The 22,957-nt window shown below is 72.9% G+C and carries 19 protein-coding genes and 1 tRNA gene; 13 read left to right on the plus strand and 7 right to left on the minus strand.

The genetic code is table 11. The features are described from left to right. The first annotated feature begins 97 nt into the window (after positions 1–97). The 4 genes from LO772_RS22835 to LO772_RS22850 all read left to right on the plus strand — a co-directional run bounded on the left by LO772_RS22835 (position 98) and on the right by LO772_RS22850 (position 3,344). Positions 98–400: a hypothetical protein gene (locus tag LO772_RS22835; protein WP_231773893.1), complete on the plus strand. Its 303-nt coding sequence runs from the start codon at positions 98–100 to the stop codon at positions 398–400. A 178-nt stretch (positions 401–578) separates the two neighbouring features. Continuing rightward, the gene (locus tag LO772_RS22840; protein WP_231773894.1) at positions 579–1,892 is read left to right on the plus strand and encodes a sensor histidine kinase; all 1,314 of its coding nucleotides are present in this window, start codon (positions 579–581) and stop codon (positions 1,890–1,892) included. Then, positions 1,889–2,572, plus strand: a complete 684-nt coding sequence (locus LO772_RS22845; protein ID WP_231773895.1) for a response regulator — start codon at positions 1,889–1,891, stop codon at positions 2,570–2,572. Before LO772_RS22840 ends, LO772_RS22845 begins: the two co-directional genes overlap by 4 nt. Positions 2,573–2,807: 235 nt before the next feature. Further along, on the plus strand, positions 2,808–3,344 hold the full coding sequence (locus tag LO772_RS22850) for a hypothetical protein (RefSeq protein WP_231773896.1): 537 nt from the start codon (positions 2,808–2,810) through the stop codon (positions 3,342–3,344). Positions 3,345–3,459: 115 nt separating this feature from the next. Here the strand turns inward: LO772_RS22850 and LO772_RS22855 are convergent, their stop codons facing one another. Beyond that, positions 3,460–3,897, minus strand: a complete 438-nt coding sequence (locus tag LO772_RS22855) for a CBS domain-containing protein (protein WP_231773897.1) — start codon at positions 3,895–3,897, stop codon at positions 3,460–3,462. Between the two features lie 199 nt (positions 3,898–4,096). Beyond that, positions 4,097–4,169: transfer RNA gene (locus LO772_RS22860), tRNA-Arg, on the minus strand. Positions 4,170–4,414: 245 nt separating this feature from the next. Here LO772_RS22860 and LO772_RS22865 point away from each other — a divergent pair. The 4 genes from LO772_RS22865 (at position 4,415) to LO772_RS22880 (ending at position 9,887) form a co-directional block, all read left to right on the plus strand. Next, positions 4,415–5,491 (plus strand): Gfo/Idh/MocA family oxidoreductase, encoded by a 1,077-nt coding sequence (locus LO772_RS22865; RefSeq protein ID WP_231773898.1) that lies wholly within the window; start codon positions 4,415–4,417, stop codon positions 5,489–5,491. A gap of 221 nt (positions 5,492–5,712) precedes the next feature. Then, positions 5,713–7,515: an ATP-binding protein gene (locus tag LO772_RS22870; RefSeq protein ID WP_231773899.1), complete on the plus strand. Its 1,803-nt coding sequence runs from the start codon at positions 5,713–5,715 to the stop codon at positions 7,513–7,515. Beyond that, entirely contained in the window at positions 7,512–9,176 is a 1,665-nt protein-coding gene (locus LO772_RS22875; RefSeq protein ID WP_231773900.1) for a GTPase, read from the plus strand. Before LO772_RS22870 ends, LO772_RS22875 begins: the two co-directional genes overlap by 4 nt. 267 nt (positions 9,177–9,443) lie before the next feature. After that, on the plus strand, positions 9,444–9,887 hold the full coding sequence (locus tag LO772_RS22880; protein ID WP_231773901.1) for a single-stranded DNA-binding protein: 444 nt from the start codon (positions 9,444–9,446) through the stop codon (positions 9,885–9,887). On the opposite strand, the gene LO772_RS22885 is transcribed toward LO772_RS22880, so the two are convergent. Both LO772_RS22885 and LO772_RS22890 read right to left on the minus strand, forming a co-directional pair. Next, positions 9,884–10,837, minus strand: a complete 954-nt coding sequence (locus LO772_RS22885; RefSeq protein WP_231773902.1) for an IS481 family transposase — start codon at positions 10,835–10,837, stop codon at positions 9,884–9,886. The genes LO772_RS22880 and LO772_RS22885 overlap by 4 nt on opposite strands. 152 nt (positions 10,838–10,989) lie before the next feature. After that, on the minus strand, positions 10,990–12,516 hold the full coding sequence (locus tag LO772_RS22890; RefSeq protein WP_231773903.1) for a recombinase family protein: 1,527 nt from the start codon (positions 12,514–12,516) through the stop codon (positions 10,990–10,992). 22 nt (positions 12,517–12,538) lie between these two features. On the opposite strand from LO772_RS22890, the gene ettA reads away from it, so the two are divergent. The 5 genes from ettA (at position 12,539) to LO772_RS22915 (ending at position 19,197) form a co-directional block, all read left to right on the plus strand. Beyond that, entirely contained in the window at positions 12,539–14,203 is a 1,665-nt protein-coding gene (ettA, locus tag LO772_RS22895; RefSeq protein ID WP_231773904.1) for an energy-dependent translational throttle protein EttA, read from the plus strand. A gap of 153 nt (positions 14,204–14,356) precedes the next feature. Continuing rightward, complete coding sequence (locus tag LO772_RS22900) at positions 14,357–14,764, plus strand: acyl-CoA thioesterase (RefSeq protein WP_231773905.1); 408 nt, start codon at positions 14,357–14,359, stop codon at positions 14,762–14,764. 7 nt (positions 14,765–14,771) lie between these two features. Next, positions 14,772–15,548 (plus strand): hypothetical protein, encoded by a 777-nt coding sequence (locus LO772_RS22905; protein ID WP_231773906.1) that lies wholly within the window; start codon positions 14,772–14,774, stop codon positions 15,546–15,548. Continuing rightward, positions 15,545–16,750 carry a glycosyltransferase family 39 protein gene (locus LO772_RS22910; RefSeq protein ID WP_231773907.1) on the plus strand — a complete coding sequence of 402 codons (1,206 nt, stop codon included), beginning with the start codon at positions 15,545–15,547 and terminating at the stop codon, positions 16,748–16,750. The genes LO772_RS22905 and LO772_RS22910 overlap by 4 nt, the downstream gene beginning before the upstream one ends. Positions 16,751–17,076: 326 nt before the next feature. Then, entirely contained in the window at positions 17,077–19,197 is a 2,121-nt protein-coding gene (locus LO772_RS22915; RefSeq protein ID WP_231773908.1) for an MMPL family transporter, read from the plus strand. 344 nt (positions 19,198–19,541) lie between these two features. On the opposite strand, the gene LO772_RS22920 is transcribed toward LO772_RS22915, so the two are convergent. The 3 genes from LO772_RS22920 to LO772_RS22930 form a co-directional block, all read right to left on the minus strand. Then, complete coding sequence (locus LO772_RS22920; protein ID WP_231773909.1) at positions 19,542–21,314, minus strand: glycoside hydrolase family 13 protein; 1,773 nt, start codon at positions 21,312–21,314, stop codon at positions 19,542–19,544. 87 nt (positions 21,315–21,401) lie between these two features. Beyond that, on the minus strand, positions 21,402–21,800 hold the full coding sequence (locus LO772_RS22925) for a globin (RefSeq protein ID WP_231773910.1): 399 nt from the start codon (positions 21,798–21,800) through the stop codon (positions 21,402–21,404). Between the two features lie 65 nt (positions 21,801–21,865). Next, positions 21,866–22,912 carry a mechanosensitive ion channel family protein gene (locus LO772_RS22930; protein ID WP_443089303.1) on the minus strand — a complete coding sequence of 349 codons (1,047 nt, stop codon included), beginning with the start codon at positions 22,910–22,912 and terminating at the stop codon, positions 21,866–21,868. Between the last annotated feature and the right edge of the window lie 45 nt (positions 22,913–22,957).

Below are 22,957 nucleotides of genomic sequence, written 5' to 3' on the forward strand. Positions count from 1 at the left end.
CGACGCCGTGTCCCGGACGCGGGTGCGATCGTTTTCCCGGGGCAGACCCACGACACCGACCGCAGCGACGGTCCACCGAGCAGATTGGGGCGCGACGATGGGCACCGCGGCCGACCACCAGCAGCACGTCCACCACACGCACGAGCACGGCGCGGGCTGCGGCCACGTCTCCATTCCGCACGGCGACCACATCGACTATGTGCACGACGGCCACATCCACCGCATGCACGACGGCCACGTCGACGAGTGCGAGCCCGACGGCCACCACGTGCACGAGGGGCACCACCACCAGCACGGCGAGGGCTGCGGCCACGTCGCGGTGCCGCACGGCGACCACGTCGACTACATCCACGACGGGCACCGGCACGCGGCACACGACGGCCACTGGGACGACCACTGAGCCGGGCCGCGTCCGGCGCCTCCCGCCGCCGCGCACACCGCGCCGGGCCGACGGCACGGCACGGAGGCGCGCCGCCGGGGCCCGGCCCGGCTCGCGGCCCCCGCACCCCGGCCGCGAACCGGCCGCGGCCCCGCGCCCGGCCGTGAGGCGGCGCCGGTTTCGTCCGTAAGGTGGGCCCGTGCGTCCGATACGGGTGGTGGCGGGCCTGCCGGGGCGGTTCCCGGCGCGCGTGTTCGGGCTGCCGGGTTTCGACGTCGTGGTCGCGCTGGCGATGCTGCCGGTGCAGCTGATCGGCGTGTTCATCGTGTCGGTGCCGGTGTACGTGCTCGACACCGGCGGCGGGATACCGAGCCGGCTGGAAGGCAACGACGTCGACTGGCTCGCCTGGATCATCCTCGTCGCCTCCGCGCTGGTGCTCGCCGGGCGCTCGCGCTGGGCGCGCCTGGCCCTCATCGCGGAATGCGGGCTGCTCGCGCTGTATTTGGCGCGGGGGTACCCCGTCGGGCCGATCGTGCTGCCCGTCATGCTGTGCCTGTACACGACGGTCGCCGGCGGGCGGAGGCGGCGCACGGCGCTCGCGGCCCTCGCGTTCCTCATGGCCGCGTGCAGCCTGTGGGTGCCCCGGATCGCCCGCCTGCTCGACACCGCGGGCACGTTCATGGGCACGGTCGCCGTGTTCTACGCCGTCGTGCTCGCGACGTTCGGCGGGCCGGTCCTGTTCGGCGAGGTCGTGCGGTACCGGCGTGAGGCGGACGAGGCCCGCGTCGCCCAGGCGTTGCGCGACGCCGAGCGCCGTGTCGTCGAGGAACGGCTGCGTATCGCCCGGGAGCTGCACGACGTCGTCGCGCACAGCATGGCCGGGATCGCGGTGCAGTCGGCCGCGACGCTGCGGCTGCTCGGCGACCCCGATCCCGAGGTGCGCGAGGCGCTGCTGGCGATTCGTACGGCGAGCCGCCAGGCCCTGGGCGAACTGCGGTCCACCGTCGGGATGTTGCGGGCCGCCGGGCTGCCGGACAACGACGGTCTCGAACGCCTCGACACCCTGCTCGCGGCGGTCCGCAAGGCGGGCGTCCCGGTCGAGCTGGACCGGGCGGGCACCGAGGTGCCGCTGACCACCGAGGTGGCCCACGCCGCGTACCGGATCATCCAGGAGTCGCTGACCAACGTGCTGCGCCACGCCGGCCACGGTGCCGGGGCACGCGTGCGACTGGCGTACGGTGACGCGGAGTTGGTGGTGGAGATCGTCGACGACGGGCGCGGGCTGTCCGACGTGCCCGGCACCGGGCACGGGCTGGCGGGGATGCGCGAGCGCGCGGAATCGGTCGGCGGGACGATGGTCGCGGGCGGTCGCCCGGCGGGGGACGACGGCACGGGCGGGGGGTTCCGCGTGTCCGCCAGACTGCCGTACGCGCCGCGCGAGGCGGCGGAGAGCCGCAGGGTGCCGGACAGCCGGCGGACGCGCGGTCGGGGACGCGAACGGGAGGCACGATGATCCGCATCGGACTGGCCGACGACCAGGCGCTCGTGCGCACGGGGTTCCGCGCGCTGCTGGGCACCGAACCCGATTTCGACGTGGTCGGCGAGGCGGCGGACGGCGGCGCGGCGGTGGCCCTCGCCCGCGAACTGCGGCCGGACGTCCTGCTGATGGACATCCGCATGCCCGACGTCGACGGCCTCACCGCGACCCGCCGCATCGTCGGCGACCCCGAACTCGCCGAGGTGCGCGTGGTGATCCTGACGACGTACGCGGAGGACGCCAACGTCTACGGAGCGCTGTGCGCGGGCGCGAGCGGTTTCCTCGTCAAGGACGCCGAGGCGGAGGAACTGGTGCAGGCGGTACGCGTCGTCGCGCGCGGCGACGCGCTGCTGTCGCCCGCGATCACGCGGCAGGTGATCGGCATGTTCGCCCGTTCCGACGTCCGGCCGAACGCGTCCGGCGGGGACGTCGACCCGCAGGTGGACGCGCTCACCGAGCGCGAGCGCGAAGTGCTGTGCCAGATCGCGGCGGGGCTGGCGAACGAGGAGATCGCGCTGCGGCTGGGGATGTCTCCGTATACGGTCAAGACGCACCTGAGCCGCATGCTGGCCAAGCTGGGGCTGCGCGATCGCGCGCAACTGGTCGTCGCGGCCTACGAGTCGGGCTTGGTGCGGCCCGGGCACGGGGCGGCGTAGGGCGGCCGGCGCGGCGCGGCGGGTAATGCCGGGGAAGTAGTTCTGACGCGGTAGTGCGGTGGCGCGTACAGCCCGCGGGGCAGGGAGCGAACCCTTCCTCCGGCGGACGAGCCCGGTCCCCTTCGGCGCGAGGATCAAGAGCACGGCCCGTGCCCGGCTGCCCGGCCCCGCGTCCCCCGGACCATGCGGCGTGCGGACCCGTCGAGTTCAACGCCGCGAGAGGGGTCCGCCCGCAATGCGCCTGGACGAGCTGTTGCCCGAGTGGCATTTCCGCGAGCGCCACACCATCGAGATCGACGCGTACGCCGACACCGTCTTCCGGGCCGTGGAGGACGTGACGTGGCGTGAAGTGCCCGTGTTCCGGGCCCTGATGGCCGTGCGCTTCCTCGGCCGCGACCCCGCCGGCGCCGACGCGCGCATCGTCGCGTCGATGACCAAGGACGGTTTCGCGGTCCTCGATCGCCTCGACAACGAGCTGGTCATCGGCTCGGTCACCACTCCCGCGTTCCGGGCCACCGGCGTGCTGCCCCCCGACCTGCCGTCCGATGTGTTCGCCAAGTTCGACGCCCCCGGGCACCTCAAGATCGGCTTCAATTTCCTGCGGCGCGGCTCGACGGTGTCGACGGAGACGCGCGTGTGGGCCACGGACGAACGCACGCGGCGGCTGTTCCGCGCCTATTGGACGGTGATCCGCGCGCCGAGCGGGTTCATCCGCCGGGTCTGGCTCCACGCCGTCCGCGAACGGGCCGAGAACGAGCCTGTGTTCCTGTGAGACCCCGGTGCGCGTCGCGGGGGGTGCCCGGGCGAGGCCCGGACGCGCGGCGGAACCGGCGGCACCCCCGCGACGTCGCGGGGCGCCCCCGGTTCCGGGTGGTGGGCGGCGCGCGTCAGGCGGTCGCGTACACCTTCTCGACGAATTCGGCGAGCTGGCGGTCGGAGATGTTGCGGGCCAGGTCGGCCTCGCTGATCATCCCCACGAGCCGGTTGCCCTTGGTGGAGTCGATCACGGGGATGCGCCGGATCTGGTGCGTCTCCATCATGTCGAGGACGTCGGCGAGATCGGCGTCGGCGTCGCACCAGTGCAGCGTGCCGGCCAGTTCGCCGGCCGGCACCGCGGCGGGGTCGCGCCCCTCGGCGCAACAGTGCATGACGATGTCGCGGTCGGTGACCAGGCCTTTCAGCTTGTCGTCGGTACCGCAGATCGGCACACACCCGACGTCGAGGTCCTTCATCATCTTCGCGGCGTCCATGAGGGACGAGTTCTCCGAGACACACTGCGCGCCCGCGTGCATGACGTCGCGCGCCTTGAGGTTGGTCGCGTCCATGGCAGGCCTGTTCCCTTCGGTTGAAGACCGGGTTTTTCGATCACAACAGAGACCCGGCGGCTGCGCCACTCGGGGGAACCGGTCACGGCGGAGAACGCGTTGGGCCCCGGCCCGAACGGGGACCGGATTCCACCCCCGCGACCCGGCCGCCCGCCCCGGCGATCACACCGGGTATCCTCGTCTTCACCCATGGGTGTTGTGCCCCCGGCAGGAATCGAACCTGCGACCAAGCGCTTAGAAGGCGCCTGCTCTGTCCGCTGAGCTACGGGGGCTGGGCGATTGAGGATCATGCACGGGATCCGGCCGCGGCACAACACAATAGAGCCGGTTCACTCCGGTACTGCCCCTGCCGCATCGACCGTTACCTGATCAGACGCAGTTGGCGGCCAGAATGTGATCAGGACGCGCTGTCGTTTCGGCCAAAACGGACAAGGGCGACGTACGGCCTGCGGGCGGCCGTGCCCCATCGCGTCCGGTCGGGCGGGTCGCGGCCATGGATTTGCGAGGACACTCTCACATGAACACGACCGAACCCCTGCGCACGGCACTCATCGGGTACGGCCTGGGCGGGGCGGCCTTCCACGCGCCTTTCCTCGCGGCCCTGCCCGAGTACGAGCTGAGCGCGGTCGTCACCGGCAACCCGGAGCGCGCCGCCGCGGTGCGCGCGCGGTACGGCGATGACGTCGAGGTGATCCCCGCCGCCACCGAGCTGTTCGCCCGCGGCGACGCATTCGACGTCGCGGTCGTCACGGTGCCCAACCGCTTCCACGCCGCGTTCGCGCGCGAGGCGCTCGACGCCGGCCTGCACGTCGTCGTCGACAAGCCCTTCGCCGGCACCGCGCACGAAGGGCGCTCTCTCGCCGCCCTCGCCGAAGCCCACGGCCGCACACTGTGCGTGTACCAGAACCGGCGCTGGGACGGCGATTTTCGGACACTGCGCGGGCTCATCGCATACGGTCGGCTCGGCGCGGTCCACCGCTTCGAGTCCCGATTCGAACGCTGGCGTCCGGAACCCGTGCGCGACGCGTGGAAAGAGGACGCCGACCCGGCCGCGCTCGGCGGCATCCTCTACGACCTCGGCAGCCACCTCGTCGACCAGGCCGTCGCGCTCTTCGGCCGACCCCGCCTCGTCTACGCCGAACTCGACCGCGGCCGGCCCGGCGTCGTCGTCGACGACGACTCGTTCGTGGCCCTCACCCACGCCGGCGGAGTGCGCTCCCACCTGTGGATGAGCGCGACGGCCGCGGACCTCGGCCCGCGCCTGAGGGTGCTCGGCGGGAAGGCCGCGTACGTGAAGTACGGCATGGACGTGCAGGAGGCGGCGTTGCGGGCGGGCGGCGTCCCGGGGTCGCCCGGCTGGGGCACCGAGCCCGCGGACGCCTGGGGCCGCGTGGGCACACCCGGCGACGAGGAGGCCGTCCCGACGCTGCCCGGGGCGTACCAGGACTTCTACCGCGCGTTCGCCGCGGCGCTGCGCGGCGAGGGGCCGGTTCCGGTGCCGGTCGCCGAGTCGGTCACCGTGCTGGAGGTCATCGAGGCCGCGCAACGCTCGTCGCGCGACGGCGTCGCGGTGGCCTTGGGCGCGGGCGGGTGACGCGGCCGGGCCCGGCGGCGGGAGCCGGTGACCCGGGCGGTCGCCGTTCCGGAGGGCCGCGCCCTCCGGCCCCGACACCGTCGTCGACCCGGGTCCCGCGGCCGGAGGCACCGCCGTCGGCGGCGGTCGGCGGCCCGAGCCGACCCTGACGGCAAGTCACCGAAACGGGTGGGTGCCGTTCCGCCGGGATCGGGGGATGGTTCCGGGGTGGTGATGACGCGGTGAACCCGGGCGAGGGCGTTTCCGAGGCGGTCGCCCGCCTCTGGTACGACGCCCACGACGCGCGCCTCCCCCTCCACCTTCCCGGAGCCGACGAGGCCCGCCGCACCCGGCGCGAGCTTGTGGCCCAGATCGACGACTACGTCCTGCCCCGGCTCCGCCGCCCGGAGGCGCCGCTGCTGGCCGCGGTCGCCGGGCCGACGGGGGCCGGGCGTTCGACGCTGGTCAACTCGCTGATCGGACGCGAGGTCAGCCCGGCGGGGGTACTGCGCCCCACGACGCGCGTCCCGGTGCTGGTGTGCCGGGCATCGGAGCGCCACTGGTTCGCGGGCGCGCGCGTGCTGCCCGGGCTGCGCCGGGTCGCGGGCGGGCCGCGCCCGGCCGGCGAAGGGCCCTCGCTGGTGCTGCACGTCGACGACCGGGTGCCCGCCGGTCTCGCCGTCCTCGACGTCCCCGGCGTCGACGCGGTCGACGCCGACCGCGACCTCGCCGCCCGGCTGCTCGGCGCGGCCGACGTCTGGCTGTTCGTGACGACCCCGTCCCGCTACGCCGACGCCGTGCCGTGGCACCTGCTGCGCGTCGCACGCGAGCGCACCACCGAGATCGGGATCGTCCTCAACCGGGTCGGCGTCGGCGAATTCGACGAGGTGCGCGGCCACTTCGCGGCTCTTCTGGAGAACGCCGGACTGGGGCGCGTGCCGTTGTTCGTCCTGCCGGAGGTGCCGTTGGTCCGGCACATGCTCTCCCGCGGCAACATCGCGCCGGTACGCAACTGGCTGTACGAACGCGCCACCCGGCCGGCCGCGCGCGAGGCCGCCGTCCACCGCACACTCGGCGGAGCGCTGCGCAGCCTCCCCGCCCGCGCCGAGGTCGTCGCCCGGGCGGCCACCCGGCAGCACGCCGCCGCGGCCACCCTCGCCCGCTGCGTCGAACGGGTGTACGCCGCGGCGCACCGGCACCTGGACTCCGCGCTGCGTGCCGGTGAGCCGCTGAGCGGGGAGACGCTGGCCCGATGGCGCGCGTGGCACGCCGACGGCCTGCCCGGACCGGACGCCCCCGCGATCGAACGCGCGCTGGCGGACGCGGTCGCGACGCTGCTGCGCGATGTGGCCGAGCGGGCGGCGGAGGTCACGGAGAGGTGTTGGCGCGGTCGGCCGGGCGGGGCGGAGCTGATCGCGCGCACGGGCGGGCACGCCTGGTCCCGGGCCTCGGGGGTGTTCGCGCCCGGCCCGTACGGCGCGCCGGGGCCCTCGCCGGAGGCGCCGCGGGCCTTTCCGGGGTACCGCGGCGCGGTCGGGCCCGGGGGCGGCGTCGGCCGCCGGTTCGGCTCGGCGTCACCCGCGCCGCTGGTCGTGGCCGACACCATCGCGGGCGGTGACGCGTACCGCGACGTTCTCGCCGCCGGATCCCCGCTCCCGGGAGGGTCCCCGGCCGACGCCGCGGCCGAGACCGTCGCGGCGTGGCTCGGCGAGACCGCGGCGCGTGTCCCCGACGGAGCGGCGGCTCCGCGGAGCGACGCGGTCCTTGTCGTCGTCGCCGCGCTGGGGCCGACGCACGGTGACGGCACCGCGCGGTCACGCGCGGAGGTCCCGCGGGCGGCGCACGCGGCGGCCCGCCGAGCGCACGCCGCCCTCACCCCCGAACTCGCCGCACACATCGCGCCCGTGCGCGCGGCGCTGCGCGAGCGCGCCGGCGCTTTCGTCGACGCCGAACGCGAACTGCGCCTGCGGGCCGTCCGCGTGCTGCGGACGAACGCGGGCAGAGGAGTGGAAGAGACGGACGACGCGGCGCCGGGAGCGGGGTGAGGGACGTGATCGACCGCTTCACCGGCGCGTACCCCGGATACGACGTCGGCACCGAGGAGGAACCCGCGCGCCTGCTCGCCCGGTTGTCCGCGCTGGCCCGCATGATCGAGATCGGCGAGGGGCGGCTGCCCGCCGAACACCTCGCCGAGGCACGGGCGTTGGTCGACCGGGCCGAGGTCCGGCTGCGTACCGCCCCGCAGCACGCCGTGATCGCGCTGGCCGGGGGCGGCGGAGCCGGCAAGTCGACGCTCTTCAACGCGCTCGTCGGGCTCGACCTCGCGAAGACGGGGGCGCGGCGGCCCACCACGGTGACGGCGCTCGCGTGTGCGTGGGATCCGAAGGGTGCGGGGCCGCTGCTCGATCTGCTCGGCATTCCGCGCGGACGCCAGATCCCGAGGCACGGCGCGCTGGACGCGTCGGGACCGCTGTGGGAACCGGTGCTGTCCCGGCTCGTGCTCGTCGATCTGCCCGACCATGACTCCGTCGAGGACGAACACCGCGCCGACGTCGACCGTTTCGCGGCGGCGGCGGACCACGTGATCTGGGTGCTCGACCCGCAGAAGTACGCGGACGCGCCGGTCCACGAGCGCTACTTGCGCCCTTTGTCGTGCCACGGCGACGTGATGACCGTCGTGCTCCACCAGACGGACCGGCTGCCCGAGGGCGGCACCGAGGCCTGCCTCGCCGACCTGCGGCGGCTGCTCGCCGCGGACGGGCTCGCCGGAGTGCGGGTGGTCGCGACGTCCGCGGTGACCGGCGAGGGCCTTCAGGAGCTTCGCGACATCGTCACCGGGATCGCCGCGGGACGCCGTGCGGCGGTGCTGCGCCTGTCGGCCGACCTGGACCGCGTCGCCGAGGGCTTCGACCGGGAGTTCGCCGGGCCGGTGCCCGGAGCCGAGACGGTGCCGGACCGGGTGCGGGCGGACCTGGTGGACCGGCTGGGCTCGGCCGCAGGGATCGGGGCCGCCGCGGCGCCGCGGGGTGATCGGGCGGGTGGACCGGGTACGGGACGCGCGGTTCGTCGTCGTCCGGGGCCGGGCCGTGCCGGCCTCGGCGGTGCGGACGTCGACCCCGGCGACGGCCGGGCCGACGGACCCGAGGCGGATCCGCCGGGAGTGCCCGTGCAGACCCACCGGGTCGACCTCGCGGTGCGCGGCGCGGCGGCCGAGCTGACGCGCGGCATGCCCGAGCCCTGGGCCGACGGAGTGCGCAGGGTCCTCGGACGCAGCGTGCGGCGTGTGTCGGCCGTGCTGGCCACCGAGCTGTCCGTCGCGCCGGTCGAGCGCCCGGCCCTGCCCGCGCGCGTGCGGGCGGCCGTCTGGTCCGTGCGGGCGGGGGCCGTGCTCGCGGTGGTCGGTGTCGTCGGCCTGGTGCTCGCGGCTGCCGGGGCCGAACCGTTCGGCGGCGACAGCGCGTTGTACGCGGGCCTGCTTCCGCTGGTCGTCGGGGTGCCGCTGACGGTGGCGGGCGGGTACGCCGCACGCACGTGGCGCGCCGCCTCGGACCGCGCCCGGCGCGAGGCCGTGCGCCGCGAGTTGTCCGGACGGGTCGCCGACATCGCCGACGAATACCTGGTGCGGCCCGCGACCGGGGAACTGGAGCGGTATCGCGAGGCACACGCGTTGTTCGTCGCGGCCCGGGAGCCGTTGCACGTGCGGTGACCGCGCCCGCCCGGCGCCTCACACGCACCTCCGCGTCGCCATCCCTCGTCCGGGTGATCCGCGTTGTCCACAGCCGAGGTTGTCCACAGTTTCCCGCGGGCGGTCCGGTCGGTGGCGCGGTTTCGGTGATGGTGGACGCACGGCACCGACCGGCGCCGCCGGCAGTGCGGGCGCCGGGCGGGTCACCGGAAACCGCGCCCGGATCCCGGACCGGATCCCGGACCCGGATCCCGGACACCGCAGACGAGAAGCGAGGAAGGCCGCTTTGTGAACGACACCTACGTGACCCTGGTCGGCACCGTCGTCACCGACGTGTATTCGGCCACCACGCCGAGCGGGGTTCCGCTCGCCCGATTCCGCTTCGGGGTGTCGCCGCGCAAATTCGACAGGGAGACCAGCACATGGACCTACGGCGAGTCCAGCTACTACTCCGTGGTCGCCTGGCGGCGGCTCGCGGAGCACACACTCAGCTCCGTCGAGAAGGGGGACCCGCTGGTCATCACGGGCCGGCTCAACGTGCGGACATGGCAGCGCGACGACCACTGGCACACCAAGGTCGAGGTCGAGGCGTCCTCGCTCGGGCACGATCTCGCGCGTGGCACCGCGCGGTTCACGCGGGCCCGCCCGCGCGAGGCCCGGCCGGAGCAGCCCGCAGCGGTCCCGCCGCTCCCGACCACGCCGCGGGGGGAGACCGCGTCGCGGGCGGCCTAGCTGTACTGCCCTGTGAGGTTGGTGACGCGGCTGGCGGGTGGTTTGCCGCCGAGTGCGGTGTGTCCGCGGTGGTGATTGTAGGAGTGGAGCCAGGGGCCGAACGCTTCGCGGCGTTCGGCCTCGCTCCGGTAGGCGGTGGCGTAGGCCCATTCGTCGAGCAGGGTGCGGTTGAACCGTTCGACCTTGCCATTGGTCTGCGGCCGGTAGGGCCGGGTGCGTTTGTGTGTGATTCCTTGCGCGGCAAGGGTGTTGGCCCACAGTTTCGAGCGGTAGCACGAGCCGTTGTCGGTCAGCACGCGTTCGACGGTGACCCCGGCCTCGGCGAAGAACGCCCGGGCGCGGGTCCAGAACGCGATGGCGGTCTCCTTGCGCTCGTCGCCGTGGATCTCGCTGTAGGCCAGGCGGGAGTGGTCGTCGACGGCGTTGTGGAGGTAGGCGTAGCCGGTGCCGGTGGAGTTCGGCTTGCCGGCCGCGCGGCCGAGTGCGCGGTGACCGCCGCCGTCGGGTATCCGGCCGAGCTTCTTGATGTCGACGTGGACCAGTTCGCCCGGCGCGGCGCGTTCGTAGCGGCGGACCGGGCGGCCGGTGGTGCGGTCCAGGTGCGCGAGCCGCGCGAGGCGGTAGCGGGTCAGGACGCGGTGCACGGTGGACGGATTCAGCCGGAGCAGGTAGGCGATCCGGGCCGGGCCCCAGCGCTTGAGGACCCGGACCTTGACGATCCGGCGTTCGGTCCGCGTCGGGGTCCGGCGCGGGCTGGCGTGCGGACGCGAGGAGCGGTCGCGCATGCCGGCCTCGCCGTGTTCGCGGTAGCGCGCCGCCCAGCGGCGCGCGGTGGTGTGCGAGACCTGGAAGCGTTCCGCCGCACGGCGCGGCGGCCAGCCGTCCACGACGATGCAGCGGGCCAGACGCAGCCGGCCGGTCTCGGACAGAGGTGCATTACGGTGGAGCATGAGGGCCTTACTTGCAGTCGGTGCAGATGTCGCAATCCACACCGAACAAGGAAGGCCCTCACCTGTTCAACCCCGCACCCTCGTGCGATCCGTCACCAACCTCAATGGGCAGTACACCTAGCCGACGACGCGGGCCGCGGTGACGAGCGCGGCTACGCGGACCAGTCGCGGGCCGGTGTGATGCTCACCCGGCCGAAGTCGAAGCGGTTTCCCCGGGTGCGGGCCGCGTCGATCACCACGGCGTCGAAGAGACAGCGCATCACGGCGTTCATGCGCGCGTGGTCCTCTTCCTTGCGCAGCAGGGCCCAGGCGTCGCGGGCGCCGGGGCCGGTGAGGCCGTGCAGGACGTCGGTGCTCGGACGCGGCGTGCGCCGGGCGGGAGCGCGGTCGATACGGGCCCGCACCGCCTTGCGCATCGCGCGGTATTCCGCGGTTGACAACTCGCGGGCGTCCCACATCGCCCGGAGTTCCGCGAGTCGGGTCTCGTCGTCGTCGGCGGCCCGGTCCGCCGCGTCGTCGTGTACGGGGGGTGCCGCCGCCGGGCGGTCGGGGGCGAGCGTCTCCAGGATGTCCAGCGCCGCGTTCGTCACGAAGGCGTCCAGGGTCGCGGCCCCCGCCGCCCGTCCGCACAGGTCGCCGCCCAGCCGTTGCAGGCGATTGCACAGGTACCGGCCACCCGACCCGCCCATATGCGTGCCGCAGGACTTGCAGGTGACGAGCCCGCGCAGCAGGTAGAAGCGTCGCGGCGCGGATCCGGTCGGGTCCGCGTAGGCGGAGCGGATCGACCGGCGGCGGGCCTGGACCTCGGTCCACAGGTCGAGCCCGATGATCGCGGGCCAGTCGCCGTCGCCGATCTCCTCGCCCCGGAACACCTGGATTCCGGCGACGTGGCGGTTGTTCAGGACGGCGCGCACGGTGTAGTCGTTCCAGATGTTGCCCTGCGCCGTCCGCTCGTCGCGGGCGTTGAGGTCCTTGGCCAGGTCGCGCACGGTCGCACCGTCGCGGTAGCGGGTGAAGATCTCGCGCACGATCGCGGCCTCGTGCTCGATGACCGTGCGCTGGTCGGCGGCGTACCCGTAGCGGCGCTTGCCGCCGTGCGGCCTGCCCTTGCGCGCGCGTTCCTCGGTGGTGGCACGGGCCCGCCGCGACGCGTCGTCGGCGCTGCGGCACGCGCGTGCGATCTCGCCCCGGAGCAGGGACCGGTCGCCGGCGTCGGCGAGGTCGCGCCCGCCCGCCCGGCCGTGCGGGGTGACATCGTGGGCCTCGGCGACGTCCAGCAGCTCCGCCAGGTCGTGCGGCTGCCGGAAGAAGCGGTCGGGGGCGTACACCAGGACGTGCCGGGCCCTCCCGTCCCGCACGGCGCGGATGAAGGCGTCCCAGCCCGGGCGCCTCCCGTCGCGCTGCCAGGCGGAGCGGCTGTGGTCGACGAAGACCAGCGCGTCGTCGACGAGGAGGCCGAGCTTTTCGGCGGCCCGGCGGCACGACAGCTCCTGGCGGCCGACCCCGGTGTGGTCCTCGTCCCGGGCATGAGAGATTCGGCAGTAGATTGCTGCCGGTTCTCCGCGTCGGCGCGAGCGCGCACGCGCTTCGCGGCGGGTGCCTGCCAGGGGAGCGTCCGGGCGGTCTCGCAACGGATGTCGGCTGTCGCCGTCACTGGCCCGGTCCGGCTCTGCGTCCATACGAATAGGATACGGTTGAGGTATGGCGGAGTTCATTTACACGATGCGCAAGACCCGCAAGGCGCACGGCGACAAGGTGATCCTTGACGATGTGACCTTGTCGTTCCTGCCCGGCGCCAAGATCGGTGTCGTGGGGCCGAACGGCGCGGGCAAGTCGACCGTGCTCAAGATCATGGCGGGCCTGGAGCAGCCCTCCAACGGCGACGCCTTCCTGGCACCGGGCTACACGGTCGGCATGCTCCTGCAGGAGCCTCCGCTCAACGAGGAGAAGACGGTCCTGGAGAACGTCCAGGAAGGGGCCGCCGCCACGCTCGGCAAGCTCAACCGGTTCAACGAGATCGCCGAGCTGATGGCCACCGACTACTCCGACGCGCTCATGGACGAGATGGGCAAGCTCCAGGAGGACCTGGACCACGCCAACGCGTGGGACATCGACGCGCAGCTCGAACAGGCCATGGACGCCCTCGGGTGCCCGCCCGGCGACTGGCCGGTCACCAACCTGTCCGGGGGCGAGCGCCGCCGCGTCGCGCTGTGCAAGCTCCTGCTCGAGGCGCCCGACCTGCTCCTGCTGGACGAGCCGACCAACCACCTCGACGCCGAGTCGGTGCAGTGGCTCGAACAGCACCTGGAGAAGTACGCCGGCACCGTCGTCGCGGTCACCCACGACCGGTACTTCCTCGACAACGTCGCGCAGTGGATCCTGGAGCTCGACCGCGGCCGGGCGTTCCCGTACGAGGGCAACTACTCGACGTACCTGGAGACCAAGCAGACGCGTCTCAAGGTCGAGGGCCAGAAGGACGCCAAGCGCGCCAAGCGGCTCAAGGAAGAGCTGGAGTGGGTCCGCTCCAACGCGAAGGGCCGCCAGGCCAAGAGCAAGGCGCGCCTCGCCCGCTACGAGGAGATGGCCGCCGAGGCCGAGAAGATGCGGAAGCTGGACTTCGAGGAGATCCAGATCCCGCCGGGCCCGCGCCTGGGCAGCGTCGTCATCGAGGTCGAGAAGCTGGGCAAGGCCTTCGGCGACAAGATCCTGGTCGACGACCTGTCGTTCACCCTGCCGCGCAACGGCATCGTGGGCGTCATCGGCCCCAACGGCGCCGGCAAGACCACGCTGTTCAAGATGCTGATCGGCATGGAGAAGGCCGACAGCGGCAGCATCAAGGTCGGCGAGACCGTCCAGGTCTCGTACGTCGACCAGGGCCGCTCGAACATCGACCCGAAGAAGACGCTGTGGGAGGTCGTCTCCGACGGTCTCGACTACATCAACGTCGGCCAGGTCGAAATGCCGTCGCGCGCCTACGTGTCCGCGTTCGGCTTCAAGGGCCCCGACCAGCAGAAGCCCGCCGGCGTGCTGTCCGGCGGCGAGCGCAACCGCCTCAACCTCGCGCTCACCCTCAAGCAGGGCGGCAACCTGCTGCTCCTCGACGAGCCGACCAACGACCTCGACGTCGAGACGCTGTCGTCGCTGGAGAACGCGCTCCTGGAGTTCCCCGGCTGCGCCGTGGTCGTCTCCCACGACCGGTGGTTCCTCGACCGCGTCGCGACGCACATCCTCGCGTACGAGGGCGAGTCGAAGTGGTTCTGGTTCGAGGGCAACTTCGAGTCGTACGAGAAGAACAAGGTCGAGCGCCTCGGCGCCGAGGCCGCCCGCCCGCACCGGGCGACCTACAAGAAGCTCACCCGAGGCTGACCGGTCCCTCCGGCACGGCCCCCCGTCGCACCAGCCCGGACGGGGGCCGTGCCGTGCGCGCGGGCGCGTCCGGCGGGAACGCGCCCGGCGCGCGGCCCGTGATCGATCGGGGCACCACCGGCACCACCGGCACCACCACAGAAAGGGCCGATCGTGGCCAGGCACGTGTACCAGGCGACCCTCCGGTGGTCCGACATGGACGCCTACCGGCACGTCAACAACGTGCAGTACCTCCGCTATCTGGAGGAGGCACGCGTCGACATGATGTTCGTCCTCGGGCAGAGGGAAGGGGCCAAGACCCTCGCCGAGGGCGTCGTCATCGCCCGCCACGAGATCGACTACCAGCGTCCGCTGGTGTGGCGTCCCGAGCCGGTCCGGATCGAGACCTGGGTCACCGACATCCGGGCGGCACGCTTCCGGCTCGCGTACGAAATCCTCGACGACGACGGGGTCTACGCCCGTGCCGCGTCGGTGCTGGTGCCCTACTCTCTCGACGGACAGCGCCCGCGCCGCCTCAACGACGACGAACGGCGATACCTCGAAGGCTTCCTGGAGGCCTGACCACCCCATGACCCTCCTCCGCCTCGCCGACGCGTCCGGGGCCGCGGACCTGGCCGGGTACCTGGTCCGGCTGCTGCGCTACGACCGGGCCGCCGTCGTCCACCTGCGTGCCGACGGTCCGGTGCTGGGCACATTCGGCCGCGTGCCGTTCGGCGGCGGGACGTCCGGGGTGATCGCGCTGCGCACCGGCGAACTCGCCGAGTCGCTGCGCGTGGACACCACCGTCTCGGCGGGACAACTCCTCGACGCGTCGACGCGGGCCCCCGCGGATGACGCGGGCGAGCCGCCAACCGTGACGGTGCCGCCTCCGGTCACCGGTCCGCCGTGGACGGCGATGCTCCCGCCGCGTACCGGGTGGACGACCCTGGCCACGCTGCCGATCGCGGGCCTGGTCCGCGAAGTGGCCGTGGCGGTGGGGCGGTTCCGCGGGCAGATGGAGGCGCTGGCCACCGAGGAGCGCACCCGCGCGGTGCTGGACCGGATCGCCGAGGACGTGTGGAGCAAGACCCTCGGCGGGACGCCCGGGACGCACCTGCCGTTGCGCGCGGCCCACGCCGCGGCGTCCCTCGGCTTCCTCGGCGCCGTGGACGCGGGCGCCGAGGCCACCGTGCTCGCGGTGGGCGGCTGGCTGCGCCTGGACGCGCCCTACGGTTCCGTCTCGGTGCGCCGCTCCGGCGGCCCGAGCCTCCTGCTGACTCCCGGCGCCCCCGGCCCGCGGGGTTCGCGCGGCCCGCAAAACCCACAGAGCCCACAGAGCCCGCACGGCCCGGGAGGTCGGGGATGAGCGCGCAGACCACCGTCACGGCGACCGTCGGCGACGCCCCCGGTGTCCCGCGCTCGCTGAGCGACCGGCTTCCCCGGCCGTGGGCCTTCCCGCTGCTCGCCTACTTCTCGACGTGGATCCTGACGCTTGGCGTCTGGACCTGGCTCGGCGACCGCAACGAGCGCTACGTGCCGTCGATCGAGCGCCGCAAGTACGACGGCTGGGAACTCCACTTCATCTTCAAGGACGCGTCCAACTACCTGGACGTCGCCCGGCTCGGCTATCCGGACCACCTGCCGGTCGATCCGGCGACCGGCGATGTCGCCGCCAACAACACCGCCTTCTTCCCGCTGCTGCCGATGCTGGTCAAGGCGGTCGCGTGGCCGCTCGGCGGGCGGTACGTCCTCGCGGCGCTGCTGGTGTCGGTGGTCCTCGGCGCGGCGAGCGCGTTCGCGGTGTGGAAGCTGGCCGACCACCTGCGCGGGCGCCGGGTCGCCGACCGGGCGGCCCTGCTCTATTGCCTCTTCCCCGGGGCGTTCGTCTTCGGGTTCCTCTACTCCGAGTCGCTGGCCGCCCTGCTGGCCGCCTTGTGCCTGCTCGCGCTGTGCCAGCGGCAGTGGCTGCTCGCCGGCGTGCTGGCCGGCATCGGCACCTCCGTGCGCCCCAACATGGTCGCGCTGTGCCTCGCGTGTGCGGTGGCCGCCGGGATCGCGATCCACCGGGACCGCGACTGGAAGGCCCTGTGGGCGCCGCTGCTGTCGCCGATCGGCGGCGCGGCGTACCTCGTGTGGGGAGCGCTTCGGTACGACGACGCCCGGTTCTGGTTCAAGACCCAGGAACAGGGCTGGGACCAGCACACCGACTGGGGCGTCAACACCGTCAAGCGCGTGCTGTGGCTGGACGATTCGGTGCGCGCCGAGCCCGCGCAGAACCTCATGCACACCGTGTTCTTCGTCCTCGCCGTCATCGGTGTGGTCTGGTTGCTGCGGGAGAAGTTCCCCCCGGCGATCACGGTGTTCACACTCGGCGTCCTGCTGCTGTCGTTCACCGCGTCCGCGCAGGGCAGCAAGCCGCGCTTCGTGTGGACGGCCTTCCCCCTGTTCGTGGCCGCCGCGACGCGGCTGCGCGGGCGTGCCCTGGCCGTTGTGCTGGTGGTGTTCGCGGCCGGCTTCGTGTGGCTGGGCGCGTGGTCGCCGCTGCACTACGGCCGCGGTGCGCCGTGACGCGGATCCGTTCGTGACGCGGGTCCGTTCCACTCCCTGACCGAGCCCCGCCGCGCTCTACCACACGCGCGGTCGCCGGCGGCCGAATCGCGCGCCCGCCGTGCGCTCCGGCGGCGTCCGCGCGGCGAAAAAGCGTTGGCGCCGTAGCGTACGCGAGCTGTTGGATGGGCGGTCGACGCGGCTTTTCGAACATCTTTCGAACAGGCGGGGTCTGGACCAATACGACGTCTGTTCCAACCGCTCGATTGTTTCCTTGACACCCCGTCGAGACGCGATACATCGTGTCCGTGAAAAGGCTCGCGACATATCGCGTTTGTGGGGACTGAATGAACAGTTGGAAGGCGATCGCCGCCAAGACGTGCGGACGCCGAAGTAAATGGATGGTCCTGGCCGCCTGGATCATCGTCGTCATCGCGCTGTCGCCGCTGAGCATGAAGCTCTCGGACGCGCAGAACAACGAAACGGCCGCGTGGCTGCCCGGCAGTGCCGAGTCCACCAAGGTCGTCGACGAACAGGAGGACTTCCGCGACGAGACGACCGTGCTCGCCGTCGTGGTGTGGGAGAACCCGGACGGTCTCCAGGACGCGGACCGCGCGGCGATCGCCGACAACGTGGCCGGGTTCAACGGCATCGAGGGCGTGATCGGCCCCGTCCCGGCCCCCTCGTACGACGACGACAACAAGGCCGCCCAGGCCCTGGTGTCGATCGAGGTCGCCAAGGACGGCTGGAACAACCTCGTCGACGCCGTCGACGCGATGAAGGAAGCCACCGCGACCCAGCCGCCCGGCCTGAAGACCTACATCACCGGTCCCGCGGGCGTCGGTGCGGACCAGGCCGCCGCGTTCGAGGGCCTGGAGGGCAAGATCCTCTTCGCGACGATGGGTGTCGTCGTGGTGATCCTGCTGCTCACGTACCGCTCACCGGTGCTGTGGTTCGTACCGCTGCTCTCCGCGATCTTCGCGATGATGTCGGCGTGGGCCGCGGTCTACCTGAGCACCAAGGCCGGGGTGACCGTCAACGGCCAGAGCTTCGCGGTGCTCAACATCATGATCTTCGGGGCGGGCACCGACTACGCGCTGCTGCTCATCGCCCGCTACCGCGAGGAACTGCACAACTTCGACGACCGTCACGAGGCCATGGCCCACGCGCTGCACCGCGCCGGACCGGCCATCTTCGCGAGTGCGGCGACGGTCGCGGTCAGCATGCTCGTGCTGCTCACCGCCGACATGAACTCCACGCAGGGCATGGGCCCGGTCTGCGCGATCGGCATCGGCGTCGGCGTCCTGGTCATGCTGACCCTGCTGCCCGCGCTGCTGGTGATCGTCGGCCGGTGGGCGTTCTGGCCCAAGGTGCCGAGGTTCGGCGACGAGTCCGTGCACAAGGGCGGCATCTGGGACCGCGTCGGCGGTGTCATCGCGCGGCGCTCGCGCACGGTCTGGGTCACCACCACGGTCGTCCTCGGCATCGCGGCGATCGGCCTGTCGATGCTCCAGACCGGCGGCGTCAAGCTCAAGGACCAGTTCACCGACAAGCCGGAATCGATCGTCGGCATGGAGGTCCAGGGCCGCTACTTCGCGCAGGGCGCCGGTGATCCGATGACCGTCATCGCGAACAAGGCGCAGGCGGGAGCCGTCCTGGAGGCGCTCAAGTCGGTTCCGAACGTCGATCCGCCGAGCGTCCACGTCCTGCACGAGTCGGCCGACCGCGCCGAGATCGAGCTGACGCTGACGATTCCGACCGATACGGGGCAGGCGCGCGACACCGTCGAGGACATCCGCGACGTGGTGCACGCCATTCCGGACGCGGACGCCATCGTCGGCGGCGGGCCCGCGCTGACACTCGACATGATGAAGTCGTCGTCGCGCGACAACGTCGTGGTCATCCCGTTGATCCTGATCGCCGTGATGATCATCCTGTGTCTGCTGCTGCGGTCCATCCTGGCGCCGGTCCTGCTGGTCGCCACGGTGGTGCTGTCGTTCGCCGCGGCACTCGGCATCAGCGCGTTCGTCTTCGACAACGTCTTCGGGTTCGTCGGGGGCGATCCGTCGCTGCCGCTGTTCGTGTTCGTCTTCCTCGTCGCGCTGGGCATCGACTACAACATCTTCCTGATGCACCGCGTCCACGAGGAGTCGGTCAAACACGGCACCCGCAAGGGCGCGCTGATCGGGCTGTCGGCGACCGGCGGCGTCATCACGTCGGCGGGCCTCGTCCTCGCCGCCACCTTCGCGGTGTTCACCGCGATGCCGCTGGTCGGCTTCGTGACGATGGGCTTCGCGGTGTCCCTCGGTGTCCTGCTCGACACGTTCATCGTCCGCTCGGTCCTGGTGACCGCGCTGACGCACGACATCGGGCAGAAGATCTGGTGGCCGAGCAAGCTGGCCAAGGAGACCGCGGAGCCGGAGGCTGATCCCGACGCGGGTGAGCGGGACCGCGAACTGGTCGGGTAGCCCCCGGCGTTCGCACGCACGCGCACCACGGTCGCCGAACGGCGGCCTCCGGGGCGCGCGGTGGTGCGGGAGGCGACTCCCGTGCCACCGCGCGCCCTTCCGCGCAACTCACGCCCGCCGGTCCCGCCCGGCCGCGTGTCACCGAATCCGAACGAACGTGCGCGGTACGCAACTCCTGTGTCCTGGACCGGTAACCGCACCCCGCCCGCCGTGGCGCGGCGGCCCGGGCGTCGCCAGTCTGGTTCCAGCCCGCCGGACGACCCCGTGAAGCGCCGGTGGGCACAGGCCCCGCGTACCGACCCAAGGGGGGGACGGCACGCGGGGCCACCCGTGCGGGCCCCGCGTCAACCGGCCGCGTCCCACCAGGCCGTCGTATGCGCCGGCAGCACACATCCGCCGCCGGGCGCCGGCGCCACCGCGCCGCTCGCCGCCAACAGCCTTCCGTACCCGGCGAATTCCACGGCGGCGTCCGTCGGGTTCGCGGCACACGTGAAACCGGGGTCGCGGGCGAACGCGAGTGTCCCCGGCGGAGACGGCAGCCACCGCAGCCTGGCGTCACCGCCCAGCGCCGGGTGCTCCCGGCGCAGCCGCAGCACCCGCCGGTACAGCCCCAACGTCGACTCCGGATCCGCCGCCTGCGCCTCGGCGGTCAGCCCCCGCCACGCCTCGGGCTGCGGCAACCACGCCCGACCGGACGGCGAAAAGCCCAGCGACGGACCGTCGTTCGACCACGGCAGCGGCACCCGGCAGCCGTCCCGGCCGCGTTCGGCCCCGCCCGAGCGCAGGAACACCGGGTCCTGCCGCAGCCCGTCCGGCAGGTCGAGTACCTCCGGCAGCCCCAGTTCCTCACCCTGGTACAGGTACACCGAACCGGGCAGGGCGAGTTCGACGAGCAGCGCGGCCAACGCCCGGTCCAGGCCGCCGAGCCGTGTGGGGGCGCGCACGACGTCGTGGTTCGCGAGCACCCACGTCGGCGGCGCCCCGACCGACGTGGCCGCCGCCAAGGACGCGTCCACCACGCGGCGGATCCGCTCCGCGTCCCAACCGGCCATCAGGTAGGGGAAGTTGAACGCCTGATGCAGCTCGTCCGGACGGGTGTACGCGGCCAGGCGCTCCGGGTGCGGGACCCACGCCTCGGCGACCGCGATCCGCTCGCCCTCGTACGAGTCCAGCACCCGCCGCCAACCCCGGTAGATGTCGTGCACCTCGGGTTGGTCCCAGTAGGGCAGCCGGTGGTGCATCCGGCCCTCCCAGCCCTGCGGGATCTCACCCGCGTCCGGCAGCCCCGCGGCCTTGACGAGACCGTGCGCGACGTCGATGCGGAAGCCGTCCACGCCTCGGTCCAGCCAGTGCCGCAGCACCGACAGGTACTCGGCGCGGACCTCGAGGTTGCGCCAGTTCAGATCGGGCTGCTCCGGGGCGTACAGGTGCAGGTACCACTGCCCGGGGCGGCCGTCGGCCTCGCGGATCCGCGTCCACGCGCACCCGCCGAACTGCGATGTCCAGTCATTGGGCGGCGCGTCGCCGCCCGGCCCCCGGCCGTCGCGGAACAGGTAGCGCGAGCGCTCCGCCGAGCCGGGCGGCGACGCGAGCGCGGCCTGGAACCACGCGTGCTCGTGCGACGTGTGGTTCGGGACGATGTCGACGACCACCCGCAGCCCGAGCCCGTGCGCGCGGGCGACGAGCCGGTCGAAGTCGTCCGCGGTGCCGAACAGCGGGTCCACGCCGCGCGGATCGGCGACGTCGTACCCCGCGTCCGCCATTGGGGAGGGGTAGAACGGGCTCAGCCACACCGCGTCGACCCCGAGGTCGCGCAGATGCGTCAGCCTCGCGGTGACGCCCGGCAGATCGCCGATGCCGTCACCGTCGGAGTCCGCGAAGCTGCGCGGATAGACCTGGTAGAACACCGCGTCCCGCCACCACGCGCGACCGGGCGGCGCCCCGCGCGGGTGCGGAACCGCGGCCGGTGCGGGAGCCTCGGGCGGGACCGCCCGAAGGACGTCGGCCGATAAGTCGGTGCCCCGGGTGCCCGGCGCGGCCTCGCCGGGCGCCTCGCCGTCGGCGCCCCTGCCCCGTGCTCCCGGTGTCGCTGCTGTCCCCTGCCCGGCTTCCTCCACGTGCGGCCCTCCGCAGACGCCCCGACGACCGGGGCACGACGACTGATGCGCTCCGAATGCCTGTCTCCGCGCGGGGGCGCGACCCGGTCACCCCGCGGTGTTCACCATGGAATCGGCCGCGTAGACCATGTAGTCCCACAACTGCGAGCGGTACGGCTCGGCCAGCGCGAGATCGTCGACCGCCGCCCGCATGTGGCGCAGCCACGCGTCGCGCGCCGCCGGGGTGACCGCGAAGGGCACGTGGCGCATGCGCAGCCGCGGATGCCCGCGCCGGTCGCTGTACGTGCGCGGCCCGCCCCAGTACTGCATGAGGAACAACCGCAGGCGCTCCTCGGCTCCGGCCAGGTCCTCATCGGGATACATCGGCCGCAGCAGGGGATCGGCGCGCACACCCTCGTAGAAGCGGTGCACCAGCTTGACGAAGGTCTCCTCGCCGCCCACGGCGTCGTAGAAGGTGGGGGAACTGTCCGCCGTCGATTCACTCACCGGACCATCCTCGCAGACGGGCGCCGTCCCGCGGAGGGGTCCGGCGGAACCCGGTCCGCCCCCCGTCAGGGCGCCTGCGGCTGCCCCGAGGGCGGTGCCGCACCCGGGGGCGCGACGGGCGGGTCGTCCGCCGCCGCGGCGGGCGGGCCGGCCTCGGGGGCCGGCGGCACGACCGTGACGACCGGCTCCGACAGCCGTACGCCGGCGTCGTCGAAGGCCTCCTTGAGCCGGGCGCGCAACTCCCTCGCGACCGCCGACTCCTGCCCCGGCATCGTCTTGACCCGCACCTGGAGCACCACCGACTCGGCGGTCACCGACTCCATGCCGATCACCTCGCCGGGGCCCCACACCATCTCGCTCCAGTCCTCGTCGTCCGCCAGGGCCTCGATCGTGCGGACGATCAGCTCGCGGACCTTGCCGGCGTCCTCGCGGTATCCCACCTGGACGTCGATCTTCGCGGTACCCCAGCCCTGGCTGTGGTTGCCGACGCGTTTGATCTCGCCGTTGCGGACGTACCAGACCGTGCCGTCGGTGTCGCGCAGCTTCGTGATGCGCAACCCCACCTCGATCACCGTTCCGGAGGCCGGGCCCGCGTCGACCAGGTCGCCGACGCCGTACTGGTCCTCGAGGATCATGAACATGCCGGACAGGAAGTCCGTGACCAGGTTGCGGGCACCGAAGCCGATCGCGATGCCCGCGATGCCCGCGCTCGCCAGCAGCGGCGCGAGGTTGACGTTCAGCTCGCTCAGGACGAGCAGCGTCGCGATGCCGAGGATCACCACCGACGCGATGCTGCGCATCACCGACCCGACGGTCTCCGCGCGCTGGCGGCGGCGCTCGGCGTTGAGCAGGAAGCCGGTCACCGGGCGCCCGCCGCCGTTCGCGCCGTCGGTCGCCATCCGGCCGATCAACTGCGTGATCATCCTGCGGGTTATCGCGCGCAGGACCAGCGCCACGACGATGATCGCCAGGATTCGCAACGGCGTCACCACCAGGGTCTCGCCGTGCTGGTCGAACCAGCCCGACACCTTCCCGGTGTCCTGTTGGCCGCCTCCCCCCTCGGCCCCATCAGCCGCCGCGGCCAACAGCGCCGGGAACGCCGGAACGAACACGTACAGGGCCTCTCTGCGGGGTGAAGACTCCCCACCACGGTAACG

Source organism: Yinghuangia sp. ASG 101 (assembly GCF_021165735.1).
Classification (GTDB): domain Bacteria; phylum Actinomycetota; class Actinomycetes; order Streptomycetales; family Streptomycetaceae; genus Yinghuangia.

Bases quoted from the DNA above. Each gene is read 5' to 3' on its own strand.
- LO772_RS22845 (WP_231773895.1), top strand. From the start codon at position 1,889: ATGATCCGCATCGGACTGGCCGACGACCAGGCGCTCGTGCGCACGGGG.
- LO772_RS22915 (WP_231773908.1), top strand. From the start codon at position 17,077: ATGAACAGTTGGAAGGCGATCGCCGCCAAGACGTGCGGACGCCGAAGT.
- LO772_RS22855 (WP_231773897.1), bottom strand. From the start codon at position 3,897: ATGGACGCGACCAACCTCAAGGCGCGCGACGTCATGCACGCGGGCGCG.
- LO772_RS22885 (WP_231773902.1), bottom strand. From the start codon at position 10,837: ATGCTCCACCGTAATGCACCTCTGTCCGAGACCGGCCGGCTGCGTCTG.
- LO772_RS22835 (WP_231773893.1), top strand. From the start codon at position 98: ATGGGCACCGCGGCCGACCACCAGCAGCACGTCCACCACACGCACGAG.
- LO772_RS22905 (WP_231773906.1), top strand. From the start codon at position 14,772: ATGACCCTCCTCCGCCTCGCCGACGCGTCCGGGGCCGCGGACCTGGCC.
- ettA (WP_231773904.1), top strand. From the start codon at position 12,539: ATGGCGGAGTTCATTTACACGATGCGCAAGACCCGCAAGGCGCACGGC.
- LO772_RS22865 (WP_231773898.1), top strand. From the start codon at position 4,415: ATGAACACGACCGAACCCCTGCGCACGGCACTCATCGGGTACGGCCTG.
- LO772_RS22910 (WP_231773907.1), top strand. From the start codon at position 15,545: ATGAGCGCGCAGACCACCGTCACGGCGACCGTCGGCGACGCCCCCGGT.
- LO772_RS22850 (WP_231773896.1), top strand. From the start codon at position 2,808: ATGCGCCTGGACGAGCTGTTGCCCGAGTGGCATTTCCGCGAGCGCCAC.
- LO772_RS22890 (WP_231773903.1), bottom strand. From the start codon at position 12,516: ATGGACGCAGAGCCGGACCGGGCCAGTGACGGCGACAGCCGACATCCG.